This is a genomic window from Leifsonia sp. 10L418 (genome assembly GCF_056395445.1).
Window position 1 is genome coordinate 22,441 of sequence record NZ_JBFTJN010000004.1, and the last position, 17,900, is coordinate 40,340.

The 17,900-nt window shown below is 65.7% G+C and carries 14 protein-coding genes and 1 tRNA gene; 7 read left to right on the forward strand and 8 right to left on the reverse strand.

Annotation, left to right across the window (positions count from 1 at the left end; translation table 11 throughout):
• Positions 1–12 precede the first annotated feature (12 nt).
• From AC1DCF_RS10385 to AC1DCF_RS10395, 3 genes are all read left to right on the forward strand, one after another.
• Complete coding sequence (locus AC1DCF_RS10385; RefSeq protein WP_441792492.1) at positions 13–672, forward strand: GNAT family N-acetyltransferase; 660 nt, start codon at positions 13–15, stop codon at positions 670–672.
• A gap of 53 nt (positions 673–725) precedes the next feature.
• On the forward strand, positions 726–1,751 hold the full coding sequence (locus AC1DCF_RS10390; protein WP_477210944.1) for a hypothetical protein: 1,026 nt from the start codon (positions 726–728) through the stop codon (positions 1,749–1,751).
• Between the two features lie 258 nt (positions 1,752–2,009).
• Positions 2,010–2,085: transfer RNA gene (locus AC1DCF_RS10395), tRNA-Ala, on the forward strand.
• Positions 2,086–2,209: 124 nt separating this feature from the next.
• Here the strand turns inward: AC1DCF_RS10395 and AC1DCF_RS10400 are convergent.
• The 4 genes from AC1DCF_RS10400 to AC1DCF_RS10415 form a co-directional block, all read right to left on the reverse strand.
• On the reverse strand, positions 2,210–2,866 hold the full coding sequence (locus AC1DCF_RS10400; RefSeq protein ID WP_477210945.1) for an SDR family oxidoreductase: 657 nt from the start codon (positions 2,864–2,866) through the stop codon (positions 2,210–2,212).
• 90 nt (positions 2,867–2,956) lie between these two features.
• Entirely contained in the window at positions 2,957–4,399 is a 1,443-nt protein-coding gene (locus AC1DCF_RS10405) for a basic amino acid/polyamine antiporter (protein ID WP_477210946.1), read from the reverse strand.
• A gap of 271 nt (positions 4,400–4,670) precedes the next feature.
• The gene (locus AC1DCF_RS10410; RefSeq protein ID WP_477210947.1) at positions 4,671–6,659 is read right to left on the reverse strand and encodes an acetoacetate--CoA ligase; all 1,989 of its coding nucleotides are present in this window, start codon (positions 6,657–6,659) and stop codon (positions 4,671–4,673) included.
• Positions 6,660–6,705: 46 nt separating this feature from the next.
• Complete coding sequence (locus AC1DCF_RS10415) at positions 6,706–8,058, reverse strand: MFS transporter (protein WP_477210948.1); 1,353 nt, start codon at positions 8,056–8,058, stop codon at positions 6,706–6,708.
• Positions 8,059–8,261: 203 nt separating this feature from the next.
• Between AC1DCF_RS10415 and AC1DCF_RS10420 the strand changes: the two genes are divergently transcribed.
• Together AC1DCF_RS10420 and AC1DCF_RS10425 are read left to right on the forward strand one after the other, a co-directional pair.
• Entirely contained in the window at positions 8,262–9,041 is a 780-nt protein-coding gene (locus AC1DCF_RS10420; protein WP_477210949.1) for an IclR family transcriptional regulator, read from the forward strand.
• A 91-nt stretch (positions 9,042–9,132) separates the two neighbouring features.
• Positions 9,133–10,869, forward strand: a complete 1,737-nt coding sequence (locus AC1DCF_RS10425) for a SulP family inorganic anion transporter (protein ID WP_477210950.1) — start codon at positions 9,133–9,135, stop codon at positions 10,867–10,869.
• A 35-nt stretch (positions 10,870–10,904) separates the two neighbouring features.
• Here AC1DCF_RS10425 and AC1DCF_RS10430 read toward each other — a convergent pair whose 3' ends face one another.
• On the reverse strand, positions 10,905–12,056 hold the full coding sequence (locus tag AC1DCF_RS10430; RefSeq protein WP_477210951.1) for an acyltransferase family protein: 1,152 nt from the start codon (positions 12,054–12,056) through the stop codon (positions 10,905–10,907).
• A 169-nt stretch (positions 12,057–12,225) separates the two neighbouring features.
• Here AC1DCF_RS10430 and AC1DCF_RS10435 point away from each other — a divergent pair, with 169 nt between their 5' ends.
• The gene (locus tag AC1DCF_RS10435; RefSeq protein WP_477210952.1) at positions 12,226–13,104 is read left to right on the forward strand and encodes an alpha/beta fold hydrolase; all 879 of its coding nucleotides are present in this window, start codon (positions 12,226–12,228) and stop codon (positions 13,102–13,104) included.
• A gap of 17 nt (positions 13,105–13,121) precedes the next feature.
• On the opposite strand, the gene AC1DCF_RS10440 is transcribed toward AC1DCF_RS10435, so the two are convergent.
• Positions 13,122–13,910 (reverse strand): SDR family NAD(P)-dependent oxidoreductase, encoded by a 789-nt coding sequence (locus AC1DCF_RS10440; RefSeq protein WP_477210953.1) that lies wholly within the window; start codon positions 13,908–13,910, stop codon positions 13,122–13,124.
• Positions 13,911–14,004: 94 nt separating this feature from the next.
• Between AC1DCF_RS10440 and AC1DCF_RS10445 the strand changes: the two genes are divergently transcribed.
• On the forward strand, positions 14,005–14,589 hold the full coding sequence (locus AC1DCF_RS10445; protein ID WP_477210954.1) for a TetR/AcrR family transcriptional regulator: 585 nt from the start codon (positions 14,005–14,007) through the stop codon (positions 14,587–14,589).
• Positions 14,590–14,835: 246 nt separating this feature from the next.
• On the opposite strand, the gene AC1DCF_RS10450 is transcribed toward AC1DCF_RS10445, so the two are convergent.
• Both AC1DCF_RS10450 and AC1DCF_RS10455 read right to left on the reverse strand, forming a co-directional pair.
• Positions 14,836–15,459, reverse strand: coding sequence for a response regulator (locus tag AC1DCF_RS10450; RefSeq protein WP_477210955.1), 624 nt, complete (start codon positions 15,457–15,459; stop codon positions 14,836–14,838).
• Between the two features lie 185 nt (positions 15,460–15,644).
• Entirely contained in the window at positions 15,645–17,786 is a 2,142-nt protein-coding gene (locus AC1DCF_RS10455; protein ID WP_477210956.1) for an MMPL family transporter, read from the reverse strand.
• Positions 17,787–17,900 lie beyond the last annotated feature (114 nt).

Consider the following 17,900-nt stretch of genomic DNA (forward strand, 5'->3'; position numbering starts at 1 on the left):
AGGCACCCAGCAATGGCGATCACGATCCCGACGCTCCGCGACGGATCTATTACCCTCCGACCGATCCGGGTGCGCGACGCGCGGGCGCTGGACAGCGAACTGATGGCAAACCGCAGTTGGCTGCGCAAGTGGGAAGCAACGAACCCCTACGCGCCGATGTCGTTCGACACCCGCTCCAGCATCCGGAGCCTGCTCACGCATTCTCGCTCGGGACACGGGCTGCCGTTCATTGTCGAGTATGAAGGGCAGCTTGCCGGTCAACTGAACGTCTCCTCGATCAGCTGGGGCTCGCTCTCCAGCGCAACGATCGGCTACTGGGTGGGGGAGCGGTTCGCCGGCAAGTCGATCACGCCGACCGCTGTGGCCCTGGCCACCGACTACTGCTTCTACCAGCTCGGTTTGCACCGGATGGAGATTTGCATCCGCCCGGAGAACGAAGCGTCGTTGCGCGTCGTCGAGAAGCTCGGCTTCCGTTATGAGGGTCTGCGGCGGCGCTACATTCACATCAATGGTGACTGGCGCGATCATTTCTGTTTCGGGCTGGTGGCTGAGGAGCTGCAGCAGGGTGTGCTGCAGCGGTGGCGAGCCGGGGTCGTTCCGCCTCATGCGGCGACGGTGACCGCCGAAGATCGTGCCGCGGCGGCGCATCAATTGCCCATTATTGATCGATGACACACCCCCGGTAATCAGCCACGCACTGCCCGGGAACTCATACCGTAAGGAACATGAGCGGTGAGGTGCTGGGCGGGGGCGTAATGGTGGCGGTGGCTGCCCTCTTGTGGGTTGCCTATTTCATGCCGACGTGGGCACGCCGAAGGCAGTACAACGCAATGGAACGCAACGCCGTTCGCCTGCAGCAGACCCTGCGAATTCTTGCCGAGACGGCCGAGATCCCGACGCAGGTCAGGCTCGAAGCGAATGCTCGCACGGTGTCGAGTCAGCAGAAGCTGCTGGCTCAGGCCGAGGCGAAAGCCCGTGCCGAGTTGAAGGCGTCGACGAACGCTGCAATCGCAGCGCGTCGGGCCGCGGTGGTCAAGGCCGCCGCAGCACTGCCGACCGCTACGACGGTGTCGGCGTCCGTGTCGGCAACCGCCGGCTCCGTTGCACGCCAGTTCACCCCTGACATCGCGCAGGCCTCGAAGCGKCGCCTGCGCGCCCAACGTGCGCGTCGTGCGCTCCTCCTCCTTGTCGGCGCCGTGTCGGTGGTGGCCGGCATCGTCGTCGGTGTCGTCAGCGGAACCTGGTTGCTGTTCGGCCTCGGAGCCGTCGCCTCGGTCTGGGCGCTTGGCGGACTATCGCGTCTGGCCCGGGTTGCCCGCGCCGAGCGAGTTGCTTCGCAGCACGTCGTTGTCGAACAGCCGGCTCCGCGCCAGCGCGTTCAGCAGTTCGAGCCGGTGCACTTCGACGAGGCGCCGGTTGCCGCCCCCACCTGGACTCCGAAGCCGCTTCCGCGCCCGATGTACCTCACGCGCGGATCAGTGTTGCAGACCGCCATGGCCTCGGTGGATGCCGGCGCCGAGCTGCGCAAGGCAGCCACAGAAGCCGAGTTGGCCCGCCGTGCCGCAGAACGTGAGATTGCGTTTGCCGCGGCAGTCACCCCGATCACCAAGCCGACCCGCGTGGCCGCGCCGGCCGCATCCGCTGCGCCCGCTGCATCAAGCAAGTTCGCCTCGATGGGAATCGTCGGCGACACCGAATCCGGCATGAGCGACCTCGATGATGTGCTGCGTCGTCGCCGTGCAGCCGGATAGCGAAGACCCGGCCAATCTGCCTGCCGATTCTTCTGAGGATCTGGGCGGGGATCCCGCCTGCTGGCTGGCGAATGTGTGCCCGGAGTGCGGCGCCTCTGTCGACGATCCGTCGGTGGGGGTGTGCCCGAAGTGCGGCGGAGCGCTCCCTCCGCCTGCGTGATCGGACTCCTGGGGTGAAATTGCCGACACGAAGTAGGCCGGGAACGGCGATCTGGCGAAAAGTACTCCGGAGCGCGTGATATTCTGCATAAGCAGTTTGGGGCTATGGCGCAGTTGGTAGCGCGTCTCGTTCGCAATGAGAAGGTCAGGGGTTCGAATCCCCTTAGCTCCACCAACGATGAAGAGTCCGGCACGAAGTGTCGGGCTCTTCGTCGTTAATGAACGCTGTGTTTCGAGGAGGAGTGAGGGCGGAGCCCGAGCGACGGGGTCCCCTTAGCTGCCCTGAGCTCCCCTGAGTTTCAATTGGTCAGCAGGTCCAACGCCTCGTCGATCGGCGTCGTCCCGTTGTTGAACTGGATGAACATTCCAGCAGTGGCCGGCCGCTCCAGCACCGACGCGGCCACCAGCGCCACGTCTTCTCGGCCGACCCGCCCGCCCGCGGCTTCGTCGCCCACGTCGATTAAGCCGGTGCCGGGCTTGAGGGTGAGCGTGCCGGGGCCAAGAATGGTCCACGACAGCGCGGTGCTGCGCAGATACTCATCCGCCGCGGCTTTGGCCTCGGCGTAAACGAAGAAGGGGTTGACTGACGGAACTCCGTGGTCGAGGCTCGCACCGAAGTAGGACACCATGACGTACCGGTCGACTCCCGCGGCGCGTGCGGCATCCATGGAACGGATGGCTGCATCCCGGTCAATCGCCCAGGTGCGTGCTGGATTGCCGCCGCCGGCGCCCGCCGACCACACCACGGCGTCGTGACCGGCAAATGCGGCTGCGAAATCCTGGGTCGAAGCCTGCTCAACATCCAGGACCACCGGAGTGGCGCCGGCCCGGATCACGTCGTCACTCTGCAGAGGGTTGCGGATGATTGCGCTGACGGAATGGCCCGCCTCGGCCAGCACATGGGTCAGGTGCAGCGCCACTTTCCCGTGGCCGCCGACAATTGCGATGCGTGACATGGTCTTCCTCTCGGTCGTTGCAGTTCCAGACAATCACAAGTTGTCCGTGCGGGTTGCGGCCGGAGACGCACCGGGGCAAGTTCCTACCGGTTAGATGCTCACGAACCCCGTCGCCAGTCCGACGACTCCCGCGATCGCACCGATCAACACGACGATGAAGACGACCCAGCCGGGCGTCGTGAAAAGCTTTCCGGACTGTTCACGGCGTGCAATCGCGTACAACAGCGTCGCGGGGGCGAGCAAGATGCACGAGAGCAGCAGGAATTGCGTTCCCGCGGCGAACACGAGAAACAGTGTGTAGGCGACGGCGATGGAGGCGACGACGAGCTCCCGAGTGCGTGTGCGCTGCGGAACGCCGGCATAGCCATCCCGCTCGATCGCGATCTTGAGGGCGTAGCCGGCGACGAGCACGAACGGGATCAGCGACAGGGCTGCCGTCAGATCCAGCATGAAGTCGAGGGCTCCGCTGGCGAAGTACACGAGAATCAGCAGGAGCTGGATGAACAGCGTGCTCAGGAGCAGGGCGTTCCCGGGGACATCCTTTTTCGTGGTCTTCGCCAGAAACTGCGGCAGATCTCTGTCTTTCGCCGCGGCGAACAGCACCTCAGCGGCCATCAGGCTCCAGGCAAGGTAGGCGCCGAGCACGGCGATGATCAGGCCGGCGCTGATGAACCAGGCTCCCCACGGGCCGACGACGGCCTCGAGCACACTGCCGACGGACGGTTGGCGCAGCGTGGCCAGCTCGTCTTGGGGAAGGATGCCGTAGGAGATGATCGACACGGTTGCGAAGAGGGCGAGTACCGAGACGAATCCCAGCACGGTCGCCCGCCCGACATCCTTCCGTTTGCGGGCGTAGCGCGAGTACACGCTGGCGCCTTCGATGCCCAGGAACACGAAAACGGTGACGAGCATCGTGCCTTTCACCTGTTCAAACAGGCTGGTGCCGCCGGCGCTGGCTCCTCCGCTGAGGTTGGCGATGAACACGTCGGGTTTGAAAGCGAAGATCGTCACCACGACGAACAGCAGCAGCGGGATGATCTTGGCCGCCGTGATGATGGCGTTGAGGCCGGCAGCCTCCTTGACCCCGCGCAGAATCAACAGGTAGAAGCCCCACACGAAGACCGACGAGACGAGGATCGCCGACACCGTGTTGCCGTCGCCGAAGGCCGGGATCAACGGACTCAGTGTCGAGGTGATCAGAACCCAGTAGAACGCATTCCCCGCGCACGAACTGGCCCAGTAGCCGATCGCCGAGAGGAAGCCGGGATATTTCCCGAAGCCCGTGCTGGCATAAACATAGACGCCGTTGTCGAGCAGGGGTTTGCGCACGGCGAGGCTCTGGAAAACGAAGGCGAGGGTGAGCATGCCGGCCCCGGCGATCGCCCACGCGATGACCGCGCCGATGACGCCGGTTTCTGCCGCGAATCGCTGCGGCAGAGTGAAGACTCCGGCCCCGACCATCGAACCGACGACCAAGGCGGTGAGAGCCGGGACGCTGAGCTTGTCGGAGTGCGCCGTTTCGGTCGTGGTCACGATGCTCCTCAGCTGTCGCAGTCACGCGGACCGTATTCGCCCCTGCGGCTTCCGCTCACCAGTTTACTGGCGGGCCGTTCGCGGCCGGCCTGGTGAGGCCCAGCCCACGGGGAACCTAACGGAGGAGAATCTGCGACACGCCACGTGAAACCGCCCGTCGGGCGCGGCGAGTCGCAAAATCTCCTACTTTGCGTTGTGAGTAGCCCCCGCGGAAAGGGCTGGGGAAAGCGCCGAACTGGTCGGGACGCAATCATTGGCATTCACATTCGGTTCATGCGGCAATTGCCTCTGTGATGATCCTGACGGTCTCTTCGAGATCGCCGGGCTTCACGAGCACTCCGGGGTCCAGGACATCGCCCAGGACGGCGCCCTGGATGACGCGCTTAAGGGGAATTTCCAGCCGCTTTCCGGAAGGGTTGCGAGGGACGCTGGGGACGAAGACGACATTGTCCGGGAGGTGCCGGGGCGAGAGTTCAGTCCGCAGCGCCCGCCGCAGCAGAGTCTCCAGTTCCACCCGGTCGGCGCCGTCCTGGGGTTCGATCAGGAGAACGAGCCGCCCCATGCCGCCGTCGGGATCTTCAAAGTGCAGGACCATGCTGTCGTTGACCTGGGCCAGGCCGTCGAGCACGGCGTAGAACTCAGCCGTGCCCAGGCGGACGCCTCCCCGGTTCAGGGTGGCATCGGAGCGGCCCGAGATCACCCAGGTGCCCCGCTCGGTCTCGATGAGCCAGTCCCCGTGGCGCCAGATTCCCTCATAGGCACCGAAGTAGCTGTCGCGGTAGCGTTCCTGGTCCTCGTCCCCCCAGAAGAAGACTGGCATCGACGGCATGGGCTTGGTGGCCACGAGTTCTCCGGCGGCGCCGTGCAGCGGCCGGCCTTCCGGGTCCCAGGACTCCACCGCGACGCCCAGCGGCCGGCAGGACATCTCGCCCGCAGAGACTCCGGTCAGGGGGCTGGCGCCGAGGAAGGCTGCGCAAATGTCGGTACCCCCGGAGGTGGGGGCCAGCAGCAGATCCGGGCTGACGGCGTCGTAAACCCAGCCGGAGACGTCCGCCGACAGCGGGGAGCCAGAGCACTGGATTTCCCTCAGCCGGCTGAGGTCCCAGCTCGCGCCGGGCTTCATGGCCGCGTGCGCGCACGCGGCGAGGTAGGCGGAGCTGGTGCCCAGATAGGTGGCTTCAGTGTCGGCTGCCACTGCCCATTGGGACCACTCACCGCCCGGCGAAGGCCAGTTCGGGTCGCCATCCATGAGCACCATGGCGGCGCCGGTCAGCAGGCTGGAAACCCCCAGTGTCCACACCATCCATCCGGTGGTCGTGAACCAAAAGGCTGTGTCTTTCGGGCCCAGGTCGCTGTGCAGGCACAGGGCTTTGGAATGCTCCAGCAGCAGGCCACCGTGCGAGTGCACGATCGCCTTGGGTTTGCCGGTGGTTCCGGACGAAAAAAGTACCGTGAGCGGGTGAGAGAAGGGCACCGGCTCACAGCGGATTTCCCCCGGGTCGCGCGTGAAGTCGGCGTAGGCGGTGGCGCCGGCAGGAATGTCGCACTCCTGATCCAGGTACGGGAGCAGCACGACCGGTGTCTGCGGGAGCTGTTCGCGGATCCGGGCAAGATCGTCGGCACGTGACAGGTCTTTTCTGCCCCACCGGTACCCATCTATCGCGAGGATCAGGGATGGTTCCAGCTGGCTGATCCGGTCAAGGACGGACTTGGGGCCCATCTCCGGAGGGACGGAGCACCAGATAGCACCCAGCGCGGCGGTCGCGAGGTAGGCCGCGAGGGTCTGGGGAATGTTGGGCAGATACCCGGCCACGCGGTCCCCGGCGGCAATGCCGTGACGGATCAGCCCCTGCTGGATGCGGCCGATTTCCTCCAGCAACTGGGCACCCGTCCACTCCGTGCTTCCGTTGGTCTGGCTGCGGGACGTGACCATGACATCGTCACGGCGGGCGGCGACCGCGCGGACAATGTGTTCGGTGTAGTTGATCGTTGCGCCGGGGAACCAGTCGGCGCCGGGCATCGTCTGATCCTTCAGGACCGTCTCGTACGGGGTGTGGGTGATGATCTCGAAGTGCTCCCAGACCGCACCCCAGAACTCCTCAAGGTGGTCCACCGACCAGCGCCAGGCGTCCTCATAATTGGCAAAACTCCGTCCTGTCCTCGCTTCAATTTCCGCCAGGAAGACACCCATCCGGAACTGGGGCCAGTCCTCCCTGGCGGGGGCTGCCTTGAGCAGTGTGCCGGTTTCAAGAGAGCGCATGGGATTCCTTCTGAACGATTCTTGGACGAGGTGAAAGCTTGGCGGTCTAGGCCGCGCTGGTGACGGGAGACCCCGCGACGGGTGCCGGTGCTGCTGATCCGGACCGCCTGATGGAAATGCCCAGGGCCACGATGCAGAGCGCAGAGGCGGCCAGCGGAATGGCGAAGAGGAAGAAGATGTTCTCAGGCCGCCACCCTCCGGAGACGAGATAGCCCACGAGAATCGGCGCGATGATAGACACCAAGCGGCCGAGGCCGATCATCCAGCCGATGCCGGTGGCACGTGCCCGTGCGGTGTAGACCTCGGGTGCGACGGCGTAGAAGCCGGCGATCCCGGCCGTGGTCAGGATTCCTAGGAACAGGGCCACTACGAGGGCGACGCTGGTGTGGGTGAACACCAGGCCGAACAGCAGGTACGCCGCCGCCGCGGCGCCCAGCGCCCAGACCAGCAGCGGTCGGCTGCGGAATTTGATGGCCAGCGCGCTGAAGATGAAGCAGCCGAGGATGCCGCCGGCGTTGGCGATCACGCCGATGCTGACCCCGAGGGAGTCGTTTCCGGAGGCCGCCGCAACGATCTTCGGAGTCCAGGTGTTCGCGAAGTAGTAGGCCGCAACGAGGCAGGCGTAGCCGATCCACAATGCCAGGGTGCGGTACCGGGTAGACCCGCTCAGGATCTCGGAAACGGCGCTCTGCTGACGGACGGCCTCGGGGAGGGCGGGCAGGTCATCCAGCGCCGGGCGTCCGATCTTGGCCAGGATGCCGTTGATCCTGGCCAGGGCACCTGCCGGGCGACGGGTCAGCAGATAGTCGAGGGACTCGGGCAGAAAACGCCAGGAGATGAGCAGCATCAGCACCGTCAGGGCTGCTCCCACGATGAAGACCGAGTGCCAGCCGTACAACGGGATCAGCGGCGCGGCCACGAGTCCGCCGACGGTGGCGCCGATCGGATAGCCTGCGGCATAGATACCGATGATGGAGCCGCGCCGCTTGTCCGAGGCGTACTCGGAGACCAGTACGTTCATGTTGGCCATCATGCCGCCCACGCCGAGGCCGGTGATGATCCGGAAGGCCATCAGCTGCATCGCGTCCGCGGCGAAGACCGAGAAGATCATGCCGATGCTGATGATGACCAGGGAAATCAGAGCGAGCTTCCGGCGCCCGATCTTGTCAGCGAGCGGCGTGAGGAAGAGGGAGCCGGCTGCCATGCCGAAGAGGCTGGCGCTGAGCAGGAATCCCAGGGTGACCGGGTCCAGTCCCCAGGCCCGTGAGAGGCTCGGGGCCGCGTAGGCCATCACGGCGACATCGAACCCGTCAATGAGGATGAGTGTCAGGGCGATCACGATCGCCATCACCTGGAAACGGGTCATCCGCGACTGGCGGATCTGAGTTAAGACGTCCATGTCTTCTTTCCTGAAACTTAAAAGGTCTTTGGCAACATCGCGATCGTAGTGAGAGCAGCGCACAACCGTCCACAAGTCTGCGTGAAGTTTCGATCAGCGAAATTAGGTTCGCGTGATTTCACTCCTCAGAAACCCGAGAATTCTGTGCAGACTTCCAACAGCTTCCCTGGTACTGGGTGATCACAGTGTGGGATGATTCTGCTGTGCGAAATCTTGAAACAGTCCCGAAGCTCGAATCAGTTGACCGCGCCCTCCAGCTGCTCCTCCACTTGCGCGACGGGGAGGTGATGAGTGTCACATCAGCCGGGGAACGCCTCGGAGTGGCGCCGTCGACAGCCCACAGGCTGCTCGGCGCGCTCGTCGCCAGGGACTTCGCGGTGCAGGACCGGGAGCGGCGGTATCGCGCGGGACCCCAGCTGGCCCCTCACCGTGAGAGCCACTTCTCCGTGAACCAATTGCGGCAGGTGGCCCGACCGGCCTTGCTGAAACTCTATGAAGACGTCAACGACACGGTCCAGCTCATGGTGCTCACCGGCCCCAACATCCGCTTCATCGACGGCATCGAGTCCGAAGAGGTGCTGAGCGTCAGGGCCAGGATGGGGGATCTCATGCCGGCCTACTGCTCTGCCGGGGGAAAGGCGATCTTGGCCGAGCTCCGCACCGTGGAAGTGCAGCAGATCTACCGCGAAGGCCTGACGCCGTGGCCCGCCGCCAGGATCCACACCCTGCCCGCGCTCAAGCGCCAACTGGCGGCCGTCCGCAAGGCCGGCTACGCAGCAAGCCTGGAGGAGACGAGACAGGGAGTGACCGGCCTGGGTGTCTGTATTCGGGACGCCACCGGAAAACCCGTCGCCGCCTACACGACAGCCATCCCCACGGCGAGGTTCAGGAAGGCCTCGGCCCCCGAGTACGTCAAGGCACTCACGGAAGCCGCAGCTACGACGGAGGGCGCGCTGCTCACCGGATCAGTCGACCTTCCCTGAATTGCGCTCAGGACCGAAACAGCACCCCTATCGCCGTTCTCCTTGCTATGGTCCTGATCATGCAGATCCAGAATGTACTGGTCTAAGTCGCGTGGCGGTGAAACGGATGCCGTGGGCGGGGCGCGTGCGCCACACCCTGCGCAGCTACCTGAGCAGGTTCGGCACCAGGCGCACCGTGGGCGCCGACCTGAAGGCCGGGCTCGTGCTCGGCGTCGAGAGCGTGCCGGATGGACTCGCGGCTGGGCTCCTCGCCGGAGTCAACCCGCTGCATGGCCTCTACGGCTACCTTGCCGGCACCATCGGTGGCGCACTCGCGACCGGGTCTGCCTTCATGACGGTGCAGGCCACAGGCGCGATGGCCGTGGTGATCTCCGATGTGCCGCAGACTCAATCCGGTGACAACGCGAGCGGAGCGCTGGCCACGCTCGCCCTGATGGCCGGGGTGATCATGTTGATCCTCGGCATCGCCCGGCTCGGGTCGCTGGTGAGATTCATCCCCACCGCCGTTCTCGTCGGGTTCATCAACGCCGTCGCCATCAACATCGTGCTGGGGCAGTTCGACAACTTCACCGGCTACGAGAGTCAGGGTGCGAACCGCATCGTGAAGGGCTTCGACACGCTGCTTCACCTGTTTCAGTTCAGCTGGCCCACCGTCGCGGTGGGAACGGTCACCATCGGGCTGATTCTGCTGCTCGAGCGCACCAAGCTGGGAGCTCTCGCGATGGTGGTGGCGATCGTCGTCGCATCCGGCCTGGCAGCCCTGTTCGGCCTCCTGTTTCCCGGCCAGCCGATTCAGCTGGTGGCCAGCGTTGCCACTGTCCCCAACAGTTTGCCCGGGTTCGTGCTGCCGGATCTCAGCCTGATGACCACGCTCCTCATCCCCGCCCTCTCGCTCGCTCTCGTCGGCCTGGTGCAGGGGGCCGCCATCAGCGGATCGGTCCCGAACCCCGACGGCACCTATCCGGATGCCTCGAACGACTTTCGAGGGCAGGGCATCGCCAACCTCGCCACGGGACTATTCCAGGGCATGCCCGTTGGCGGATCCATGTCGGCTACCGCTCTCGTCAAGGCCGCAGGCGCGAAGAGTGCCCTCGCGAACCTGACGGCCGGCCTTGTCATGGCTGTCACGATCCTCGCCCTCGGCCCGGCGATCGGCTATATCGCCATGCCGGCGCTGGCCGGGCTGCTCATCCTCGTCGGCATTCGCACCTTCAAGCTGCACGACATTCTGATGGTGTGGCGCACGGGCCCGGTCCAGGCGTCGATCCTCGCCGTGACCTTCATCCTCACTCTGATCATCCCGCTGCAGTACGCCGTGCTCATCGGCGTCGGCCTCGCGGTGATTCTGCACATCGCTCGCCAGTCGAACCGGATCACAATCCGTCGGTGGGTGTTCGAGGAGGGCCACCCGCTTCCGATTGAGACAGACCCGCCGGCCAGCCTGGAGCCCGGCGAACTGGTGGTGCTCGCGCCCTACGGAAGCCTGTTCTTCGCCGCGGCACCGGTCTTCGAGGCTCAGCTCCCGCAGGTTCCCGACCGCTGCGAAGGCACGGTGGTGATCATCCGGTTGCGGGGCAAGGACGAACTCGGCAGCACCTTCCTCAAGATCCTCGCGCAGTATGCCGCGACCCTTGCCGCGGCCGGTGCCGCGCTGATGCTCGTCGGGGTGAGCGGGACGGTGCGCGATCAGCTGGCCGTCACCGGCGTGCTTGCCGAGATCGGAGCAGACCGGGTGTTCGTGGCCGAGCCACGCGTGGGCGATTCTCTCGCCCAGGCAATGGGCATGGCGCGGGCGTGGACCGCTGACCGTGCGGGTTCGGACGGCTAACCGATGCTGCGACGAGCGGATCGGTGCTCAGATGCTCACGAGGCTGCGGTTGGTACCTGTGCCGCGGGGGTCTTCGAACGGCTGAATCGTTGCGAGAACCGGTGGGACGGCTTCTCGACCGCCCAGTAGAAGAGCCGTGCGATCGGGAAGCACAGCACCAGCCCGACGACCATGGCAGTTGGATCGCCGCGGAAAAGATGCACCGCGGCAAGCAGCACCGGCTCGTGCACCAGATACAGGCTGAACGAGATCAGCCCGAGCCACTGCACGACCCGGAGTTCGAAGATTGCTCGGAGTGGCGTTGCGAGACCCACAAGTACGATCGCACCGGCGAGGGCAACCATGGTGCTCACCATGCTGCCGATGCTCATCACGAGGTCGGGAACCCCGAAGCTCGCCAACAGCCGCGGAAGTATCTGCAACACAACGATCAGAACGCATGCGACCACGAGCAGCGCCACGTAGAGCATCCACGCGTTCCGCATCCGCTCCTCCACTCGGTCGCGAATTGCCGACAGCTCATCCCAAGCGATGGCAAGCGCAGTTCCGACGGCGAACATGGACATGTACATGAGCGCCTGGTTGCCGGTTTGCTGACCGACGATGCAGAGCGCAATCGTCACGGGCACCCCGATGAGCGGGGGCACCTTGCGCAGGGTTGCCGTGTAGAGAATCAGCAGAACCGAGAACAAGATTTCCCACTGAAGCGACCACAACGGCGAGAGGTTGCCGGTGGTGCCAGTGATGAGTAGGAGGTCACTGACGATCGCCGAGGGCAGGTACGTGACGGGGTGGGCGTCAACCCACGGGCCCAACCCAGGCGAATCGCGAGGCACAAGGAGCATCGACACAGCCGTGAGTGCGACCGCGGCCCAGACCGGAATGTAGAGCCGCGCGAGCCGACCGAGAACGTAGTTGCCGTAGTCGAAGTTGCGAGTCGAGAGCATCATGCGCGAGAGGACCAGGCCCGACAGCACAAAGAAAAGCCATACCGAATGGGCGCCGAGGAGAGAAAGCAACTCAAGGGCGTGGCGGATGCCCGGCAGGTGAAACAGCGGACTGTCGAAGTTCTGTCGGACGACGAGTTGTGCGTGCCCGAGAACGACGACGAGCGCGGCGACCCCGCGGAGCCCATCGAGTGAGCGCATCCGCTTCGAGGTCGCGGCGGGCGCGTTCCGATCGGTCACGGTTCTCCTTGGCTGTGCGTAGAAATGCACAGCAACCGCCGTGTCCCCTGTGCTGAGTCTAATCGCGCCGGAAGCGACAGCGAGCGGGGCTCCACATTCGGTGCTCGCTCCTCGTTCGCCACATCGGGATAGGGTCCGAATGCGCTGGTGAACCGCGAAGGAGGAGCTCGTGAACGAGACCGAAGCCGTTCTGCACGATGGCTCGACGATCCGGATCCACGTCGAGGGGGAGGGGACCGACCTGCTACTGCCGGTTCGCTCCACCCCGCACGATCCGGCCACCGCCGAGACAATGCGACAGTGGGGCGCCGACCCGGAGCTGGGGCCGCGGCTGATTGCCGGGCTGTCAACATCCTTTCGGGTGATCGCGGCCGACTACGAAGGCCATCGGCTGCAGCATCCCGCCGCTGACACCTTGACCCCGCAGAATCTAGCGGCCGACCTGCTCACCATCGCGGATGCCGCGGGCGCCGACCGGTTTGCCTATTACGGTTACTCCTGGCTGGCCCTCGCGGGTTTGCAGCTCGCAATTCGAACCGACCGACTCTGGGCGCTCGTCATGGGCGGGTTCCCGCCGCTCGACGGCCCGTATGCGGCGATGCTTGCGGTGACGCGCGCGGCACATCGGGCGTCGACGAGCCAGGAGGTGACGGCGGGAGACGGCACGGGAGAGGACGCCGGCGCGGTCACGCCCGGCGACTGGGATTCCGCCGCCATCCACACCCATGAGGCGCAAACCCGGCAGTTCGTCACTCTCTACGAGGCGTTGGACGGTTTCGACGACGCCGCGATTCAGGCGGACCTCCGGATGCCGCGGCTCTGTTTCGCGGGCAGCGACGATTCCATCGACTACAGCCCGAAATGGGGCGGCGTCACCGTGCGCATCGCCGAGCCGTTGGTGCGTGACCGGGACAAACTGGAGTCCGCCGGATGGACCGTCGACGTGCTGCCCGGGCTCGACCACCTGGGTGCGATGCACAGCGACGTCGTTCTTCCCTTGCTGCGCGATTACCTCTCCCGGGGGCGGTACTCCAGCTCTGACCGGTGACATGTTCAACCGCGGCGCTAGTGCTCCATCATTCGCGCAGTCAGCGGCACCACGATTCCCCGCGGCATGATCCGCGCAAAAACGGCGGTGGCGCGATTCGCGCGACCCGACACAATCGCCGCCGGAGTGCGACGGGCGTCGAGCGCACGCATGGCGGTGGCAACGACCTGAGGTGGAGTCTGAAAGCTTCCGACCGCGGCGTCTTCGGTGCCGACGACGTCGAAGAACTCCGTGCGGGTGGCGCCCGGACAAATTGCGGTGACGCGCAGTGAGGAATCGCGGGTTTCGAAGGCCACGGCTTCGGTGAAGCTCAGTACGAAGGCCTTTGTTGCGCCATAGACCGCCATCAGCGGCACGGGCACGAATGCCGCGGTGCTCGCCACATTCACGAGCGCACCGCGACCGGAGGCAACCATCTCGGGCAGGAACGCGCGGGTGATCGACACAACCGCGCCGACGTTCAGCCGCACCTGCTCGTCGAGGCGAGCAGCATTCGCCTCGACAACCGCGCCGCGCATGCCGAAACCTGCATTGTTGATCACGGTGTCGATGGAGAGTCCTCGCTCCCGGACCGCGGCGACGAGCGCGTCGGTTGCGCCGAGTTCGGTCAGGTCGAGAACGATCGTGTGCACCTCAACACCATGCTTCGAGCGGATGTCCGTGGCGAGCTCGGCGAGGCGCTCGGCACGGCGGGCAACGAGCACGAGGGTGGCGCCGCGTGCGGCGAAGGTCCTGGCGAACTCAGCGCCGAGCCCGGAGCTCGCGCCGGTGATGATGGCGGTCGTGCCGCGGTGGTTCAAGGGCATTTCAGTTTTCCGATCCATTGATGTTGGCAATGACAACATCATGCGCCACGCAAGCGATGTTGTCAATGTCAACATTGATCTCTAGACTCGATGCATGTCGATGCCCAGCTATCACCGTGAGAATCTGCGCGAGACGCTGCTTGAGCTTGCCGAGACGACAGTGCGCACGACCGGAGTCGAGTCGCTGTCGCTGCGCCAGCTGGCGCGCGATGCCGGCGTGAGCCACGGCGCCCCGGCGCGACACTTCCGCGACCGACAGGCTTTGCTCGATGCGCTCGCTTTCGCTGGATTCGAACGGCTGAATCACGAACTGGCCGACATCCCGGCCGTCGCCACGTCGTTCGAAGCCCGGTTCCACGCACTTGCCGCTGCCTACGTGCAGTTTGCCGTGGACAACGCGGCGCTCCTCGGGCTGATGTATGCCGTGAAGCATGCCGAGGGCGCGAGTGAATCCCTGCTCGCTGCCGGCCGGAGCAGCATGGATAGCGTCGTCGCGATCATCGCCGAGGCGCAGGCCGCCGGGGAAGTCGTCGACGGCGACCCGGCGCGCTTCGCCCTCGTTGTATTTGCCGGCGTGCACGGTGTCGCGTCCCTCGCGACGGGCGGACTCCTCGACGGAGTGACCGTCGAGGATGCTACGGCAGCGACGGCCGAGCTGTTGTTGCGGGCCCTCACCTAGCTCGGGTCACGGGGAAAGCAGAGTGAACCAGTCTCGGTCAGAGCCACAGGCGCGTGTGTGGGGGTACCAAAATCAGGAGTGGAGGTGTGTCGGCCGGGGTGCACCCGCGGATTGACGGGCATCCGTTGCCGCGACACGCACTCCGCTCCTGAATTCGGCACCCCGGCTCACGGAAACAAATACCTACCCGACGACGGATGTCCGCGCCAGCGGGGCGGGTATCCGACGGGGTGTGTGGTTCAGCCGTTACGCGATGATCCCCAACTCGCGGGCCTGTGCAATCGCTTTCGTACGGCTGTCGACCCCGAGCTTGGCGTAGATGTGCACCAGGTGGGATTTGACCGTGGCCGCGGTGACAAACAAAGTCTGTGCGATCTCCCGGTTGGACTCCCCGGCGGCGGCGTGACGAAGCACTTCGATTTCGCGACTGCTCAACGTCGGTCGGGTGGTGCGCATGCTCGAGAGCACGCGCTGGGCCATCGCGGGCGCCAGCACCATGCGGCCGACGGCCGCATCGTGCAGCGCCGACACGATCGTCTCGGGGGCCACGTCTTTGAGGAGGTAGCCGGCGGCCCCGGCCTCGACAGCCCGCAGGATGTCGTGGTCGGTTCCGTAGGTGGTGAGGATGATGACCGCGGGGGCCGGGTCCAGCTTGCGCAGGAGGGTCGTTGTCGCCACCCCGTCGAGGCCCGCACCGAGGCGCAGATCGCACAGCACGACATCCGGGTGGAGGGTTCGGCTGAGTTCCACGGCTTCTTCACCCGAGGAGGCCTCGCCGACAACGACGACGTCGGCCTCGGACGCGAGCAAGGCGCGAACGCCCGACCGCACCACCGGATGGTCATCGACCAGCAGCACTGAAACTGTCATCGTCGGTGCTGGATCCTTCCAAAGTGTGGATGTGAAGAGGGGGATGCGCGAGAGGCCTGAGGGCCGGTGCGCCTGCCGCGCGGAGTGTCACAGGCGGCCTGTGACGACGGTAGCACCGCGGTGCTGGTGCGCTCGTGCCGAGCACACCACCACTGTGGTGCTACCTGTCAGTTGCCTCGTCGGCGTCAGCGGGACGGAACCGCGTCGACGGGCTGGTCTGGGGCATCATCGGTCGTCAGCAGCTCCGGCGTGGCCCGGTCTGCCGCGCTCCGGCCTGCCGGAACCTTTCCCGGCCACCAGATCTTGTCGCCGAGCAGGCTGAACGCGGCGGGAACAATGATCGTGCGAACCACCAGAGTGTCCACGAGCACGCCGAGTCCGACGATCAGACCGAGCTGGCCCAGGGTGACGAGCGGCAGGATGCCGAGGGCGGCGAACACACCGGCGAGAACGATTCCCGCACTCGTGATGACTCCACCCGTCGACGCGACGGCCCGAGCCATGCCCTGCTTGGTTCCGTAGACGACAGCTTCGGTCTTTGCCCGGTGCACCAGGAAGATCGTGTAGTCGATGCCGAGGGCGACAAGGAAGAGGAACGCGAGGATCGGCACCTGGAGGTCGAGGGCCGGCTGGTCGAAGAGCACCCGACTCAGCCATGCACCCGCACCGATCGCGGCGACGGCGCTGAACAGGTTGATGGTCAGCAGAACCAGCGGAGCGACGAAGGAACGCAGCAGGAGCAGCAGGATGATGAAACTGACGGCGAGCACGAGCGGGGCGATCAGCCACAGGTCATGCTGCGCGCCGGCACGGGCATCGACGTCGATCGCGACGGCGCCGCCGACCTGCGCGTCTGCACCGGGAACGGCGTGAACGGCGTCACGAAGGTTGGTGACCAGGCTGAGGCTTTCCTCGGTTCCAGGTGCCGGGGTGCCGGTCACCATCAGCTTCGTGAGGTCGGTTCCGTCGACGGTGGTTGTGCCGATCTGGTTCACTCGCACCACGTCGGCAACGTCCTCGGCCGCCGCTTGCACGGCATCCGCCTCGCTGGTGTTGGCCACAATGAACATCGGCTGTGCTTCGCCGGCGTCGAAGTGCGCGCCGAACGTGGTGAGGCCTTCGGCCGATTCGGAGGCGACGCGGAACTTCTCGACCTGGGTGAGCCCGACGGTGGTGCCGATCAGGCCGGTGGCCATGACGGCGAGCAAGGCGATGCCGGCAACGAAAGCGGGAACCGGGCGGCGCACGACCTTCTGCGCGACGGCGCCCCAGACGCGTCCGACCTTCTTGTTCTGGCCGGGGCGCGGAACGAACGGCCAGAAGACGCGGCGCCCGCACACGGCGAGCACGGGAGGAAGCACCAGGAGCACGAAGGCCAGGGCGACGAGCAGGCCGACGGCCGAGGCGATGCCGAGTCCTCGGGTTCCCGGGATCACAGCGAACACGAGGGTGAGCAGGGCCAGGACCACGGTGACATTGGAGGCCAGGATGGCGGGTGCGGTCTTCTGCCAGGCGATGGCGAGGGCGGTGCGGTGGTTCTCGTTCTCGAGCAGCTCCTCCCGGTACCTCGAGATCAGCAGCAGCGCATAGTTGGTGCCGGCGCCGAAGACGAGCACGCTGATGATGCCGGTGTCGAACTGCAGACCGAGCTCAGTGCCGAGAGCGGATGTCATCTTGCCGGCGAGCTGATCGGCGAACGCGACGACGGTGAGTGGGATCAGCCACAGCACGGGGGAGCGGTAGGTCAGAAGGAGGAGGAGGGCGACGATGCCGATCGTGACCAGCAGCAGGGAGATGTTCGCGCCGTCAAACGAGGCGGTGATGTCGGCACCGAACGCGGGTCCACCGGTGACCTGCGTGGTGATTCCGGGGAGCGACTGCTCGCCGATGGCGGCTCGCAGAGCCTTCACGTCGTCCGAGGTCTGGCCGGTGTCGGCGGACACGGTGAGTGGTATCTGAATGACGGCCGCCTGGCCGTCTTCGCTGACGAGAGGGGGACGTGCGTCGTGCCCGGTCTGCTCGCTGACCACCGGAACGAGGCCCGCGATCGCGGTCTGGTCGGCGTCGGTCAGCGCGCCACCGTCGTCGCGTGTGGCGACGACAAGCACCGACTGCTCGTCGCTGCCCGGGAACTCGGCCAGCAGCGCTTTCACCTGCGCCGACTCGGATGTCGGGGGTGCGGCGTCGTTGCCGACCGGCGCCTCGGCGCGACCGAACATTCCGTAGAGGGCAACGATGGCCAGCAGGGACAACACGATGGAAATCCAGGCGCCCCGACGTGAAGTCAGGCGCGAGGCGAGCGAGGATGGGCGAGGAGCAAGAGGCATAGTGGCAGTTCATCACTCGCGCGCGCCGTGTGAATCGCGCAAGAGGTTGAACCTTCGATCAACCAAAAGTCGGATCATGGCCGCTCTCCGGGAAACCTCCCGACGCAGCCTGGC

What these genes read in the sequence shown, in the direction of transcription:
- AC1DCF_RS10385 (WP_441792492.1), top strand. Translation starts at nt 13, where the DNA reads ATGGCGATCACGATCCCGACGCTCCGCGACGGATCTATTACCCTCCGA.
- AC1DCF_RS10400 (WP_477210945.1), bottom strand. Translation starts at nt 2,866, where the DNA reads ATGTCACGCATCGCAATTGTCGGCGGCCACGGGAAAGTGGCGCTGCAC.
- AC1DCF_RS10410 (WP_477210947.1), bottom strand. Translation starts at nt 6,659, where the DNA reads ATGCGCTCTCTTGAAACCGGCACACTGCTCAAGGCAGCCCCCGCCAGG.
- AC1DCF_RS10415 (WP_477210948.1), bottom strand. Translation starts at nt 8,058, where the DNA reads ATGGACGTCTTAACTCAGATCCGCCAGTCGCGGATGACCCGTTTCCAG.
- AC1DCF_RS10440 (WP_477210953.1), bottom strand. Translation starts at nt 13,910, where the DNA reads ATGCCCTTGAACCACCGCGGCACGACCGCCATCATCACCGGCGCGAGC.
- AC1DCF_RS10445 (WP_477210954.1), top strand. Translation starts at nt 14,005, where the DNA reads ATGTCGATGCCCAGCTATCACCGTGAGAATCTGCGCGAGACGCTGCTT.
- AC1DCF_RS10450 (WP_477210955.1), bottom strand. Translation starts at nt 15,459, where the DNA reads ATGACAGTTTCAGTGCTGCTGGTCGATGACCATCCGGTGGTGCGGTCG.
- AC1DCF_RS10455 (WP_477210956.1), bottom strand. Translation starts at nt 17,786, where the DNA reads ATGCCTCTTGCTCCTCGCCCATCCTCGCTCGCCTCGCGCCTGACTTCA.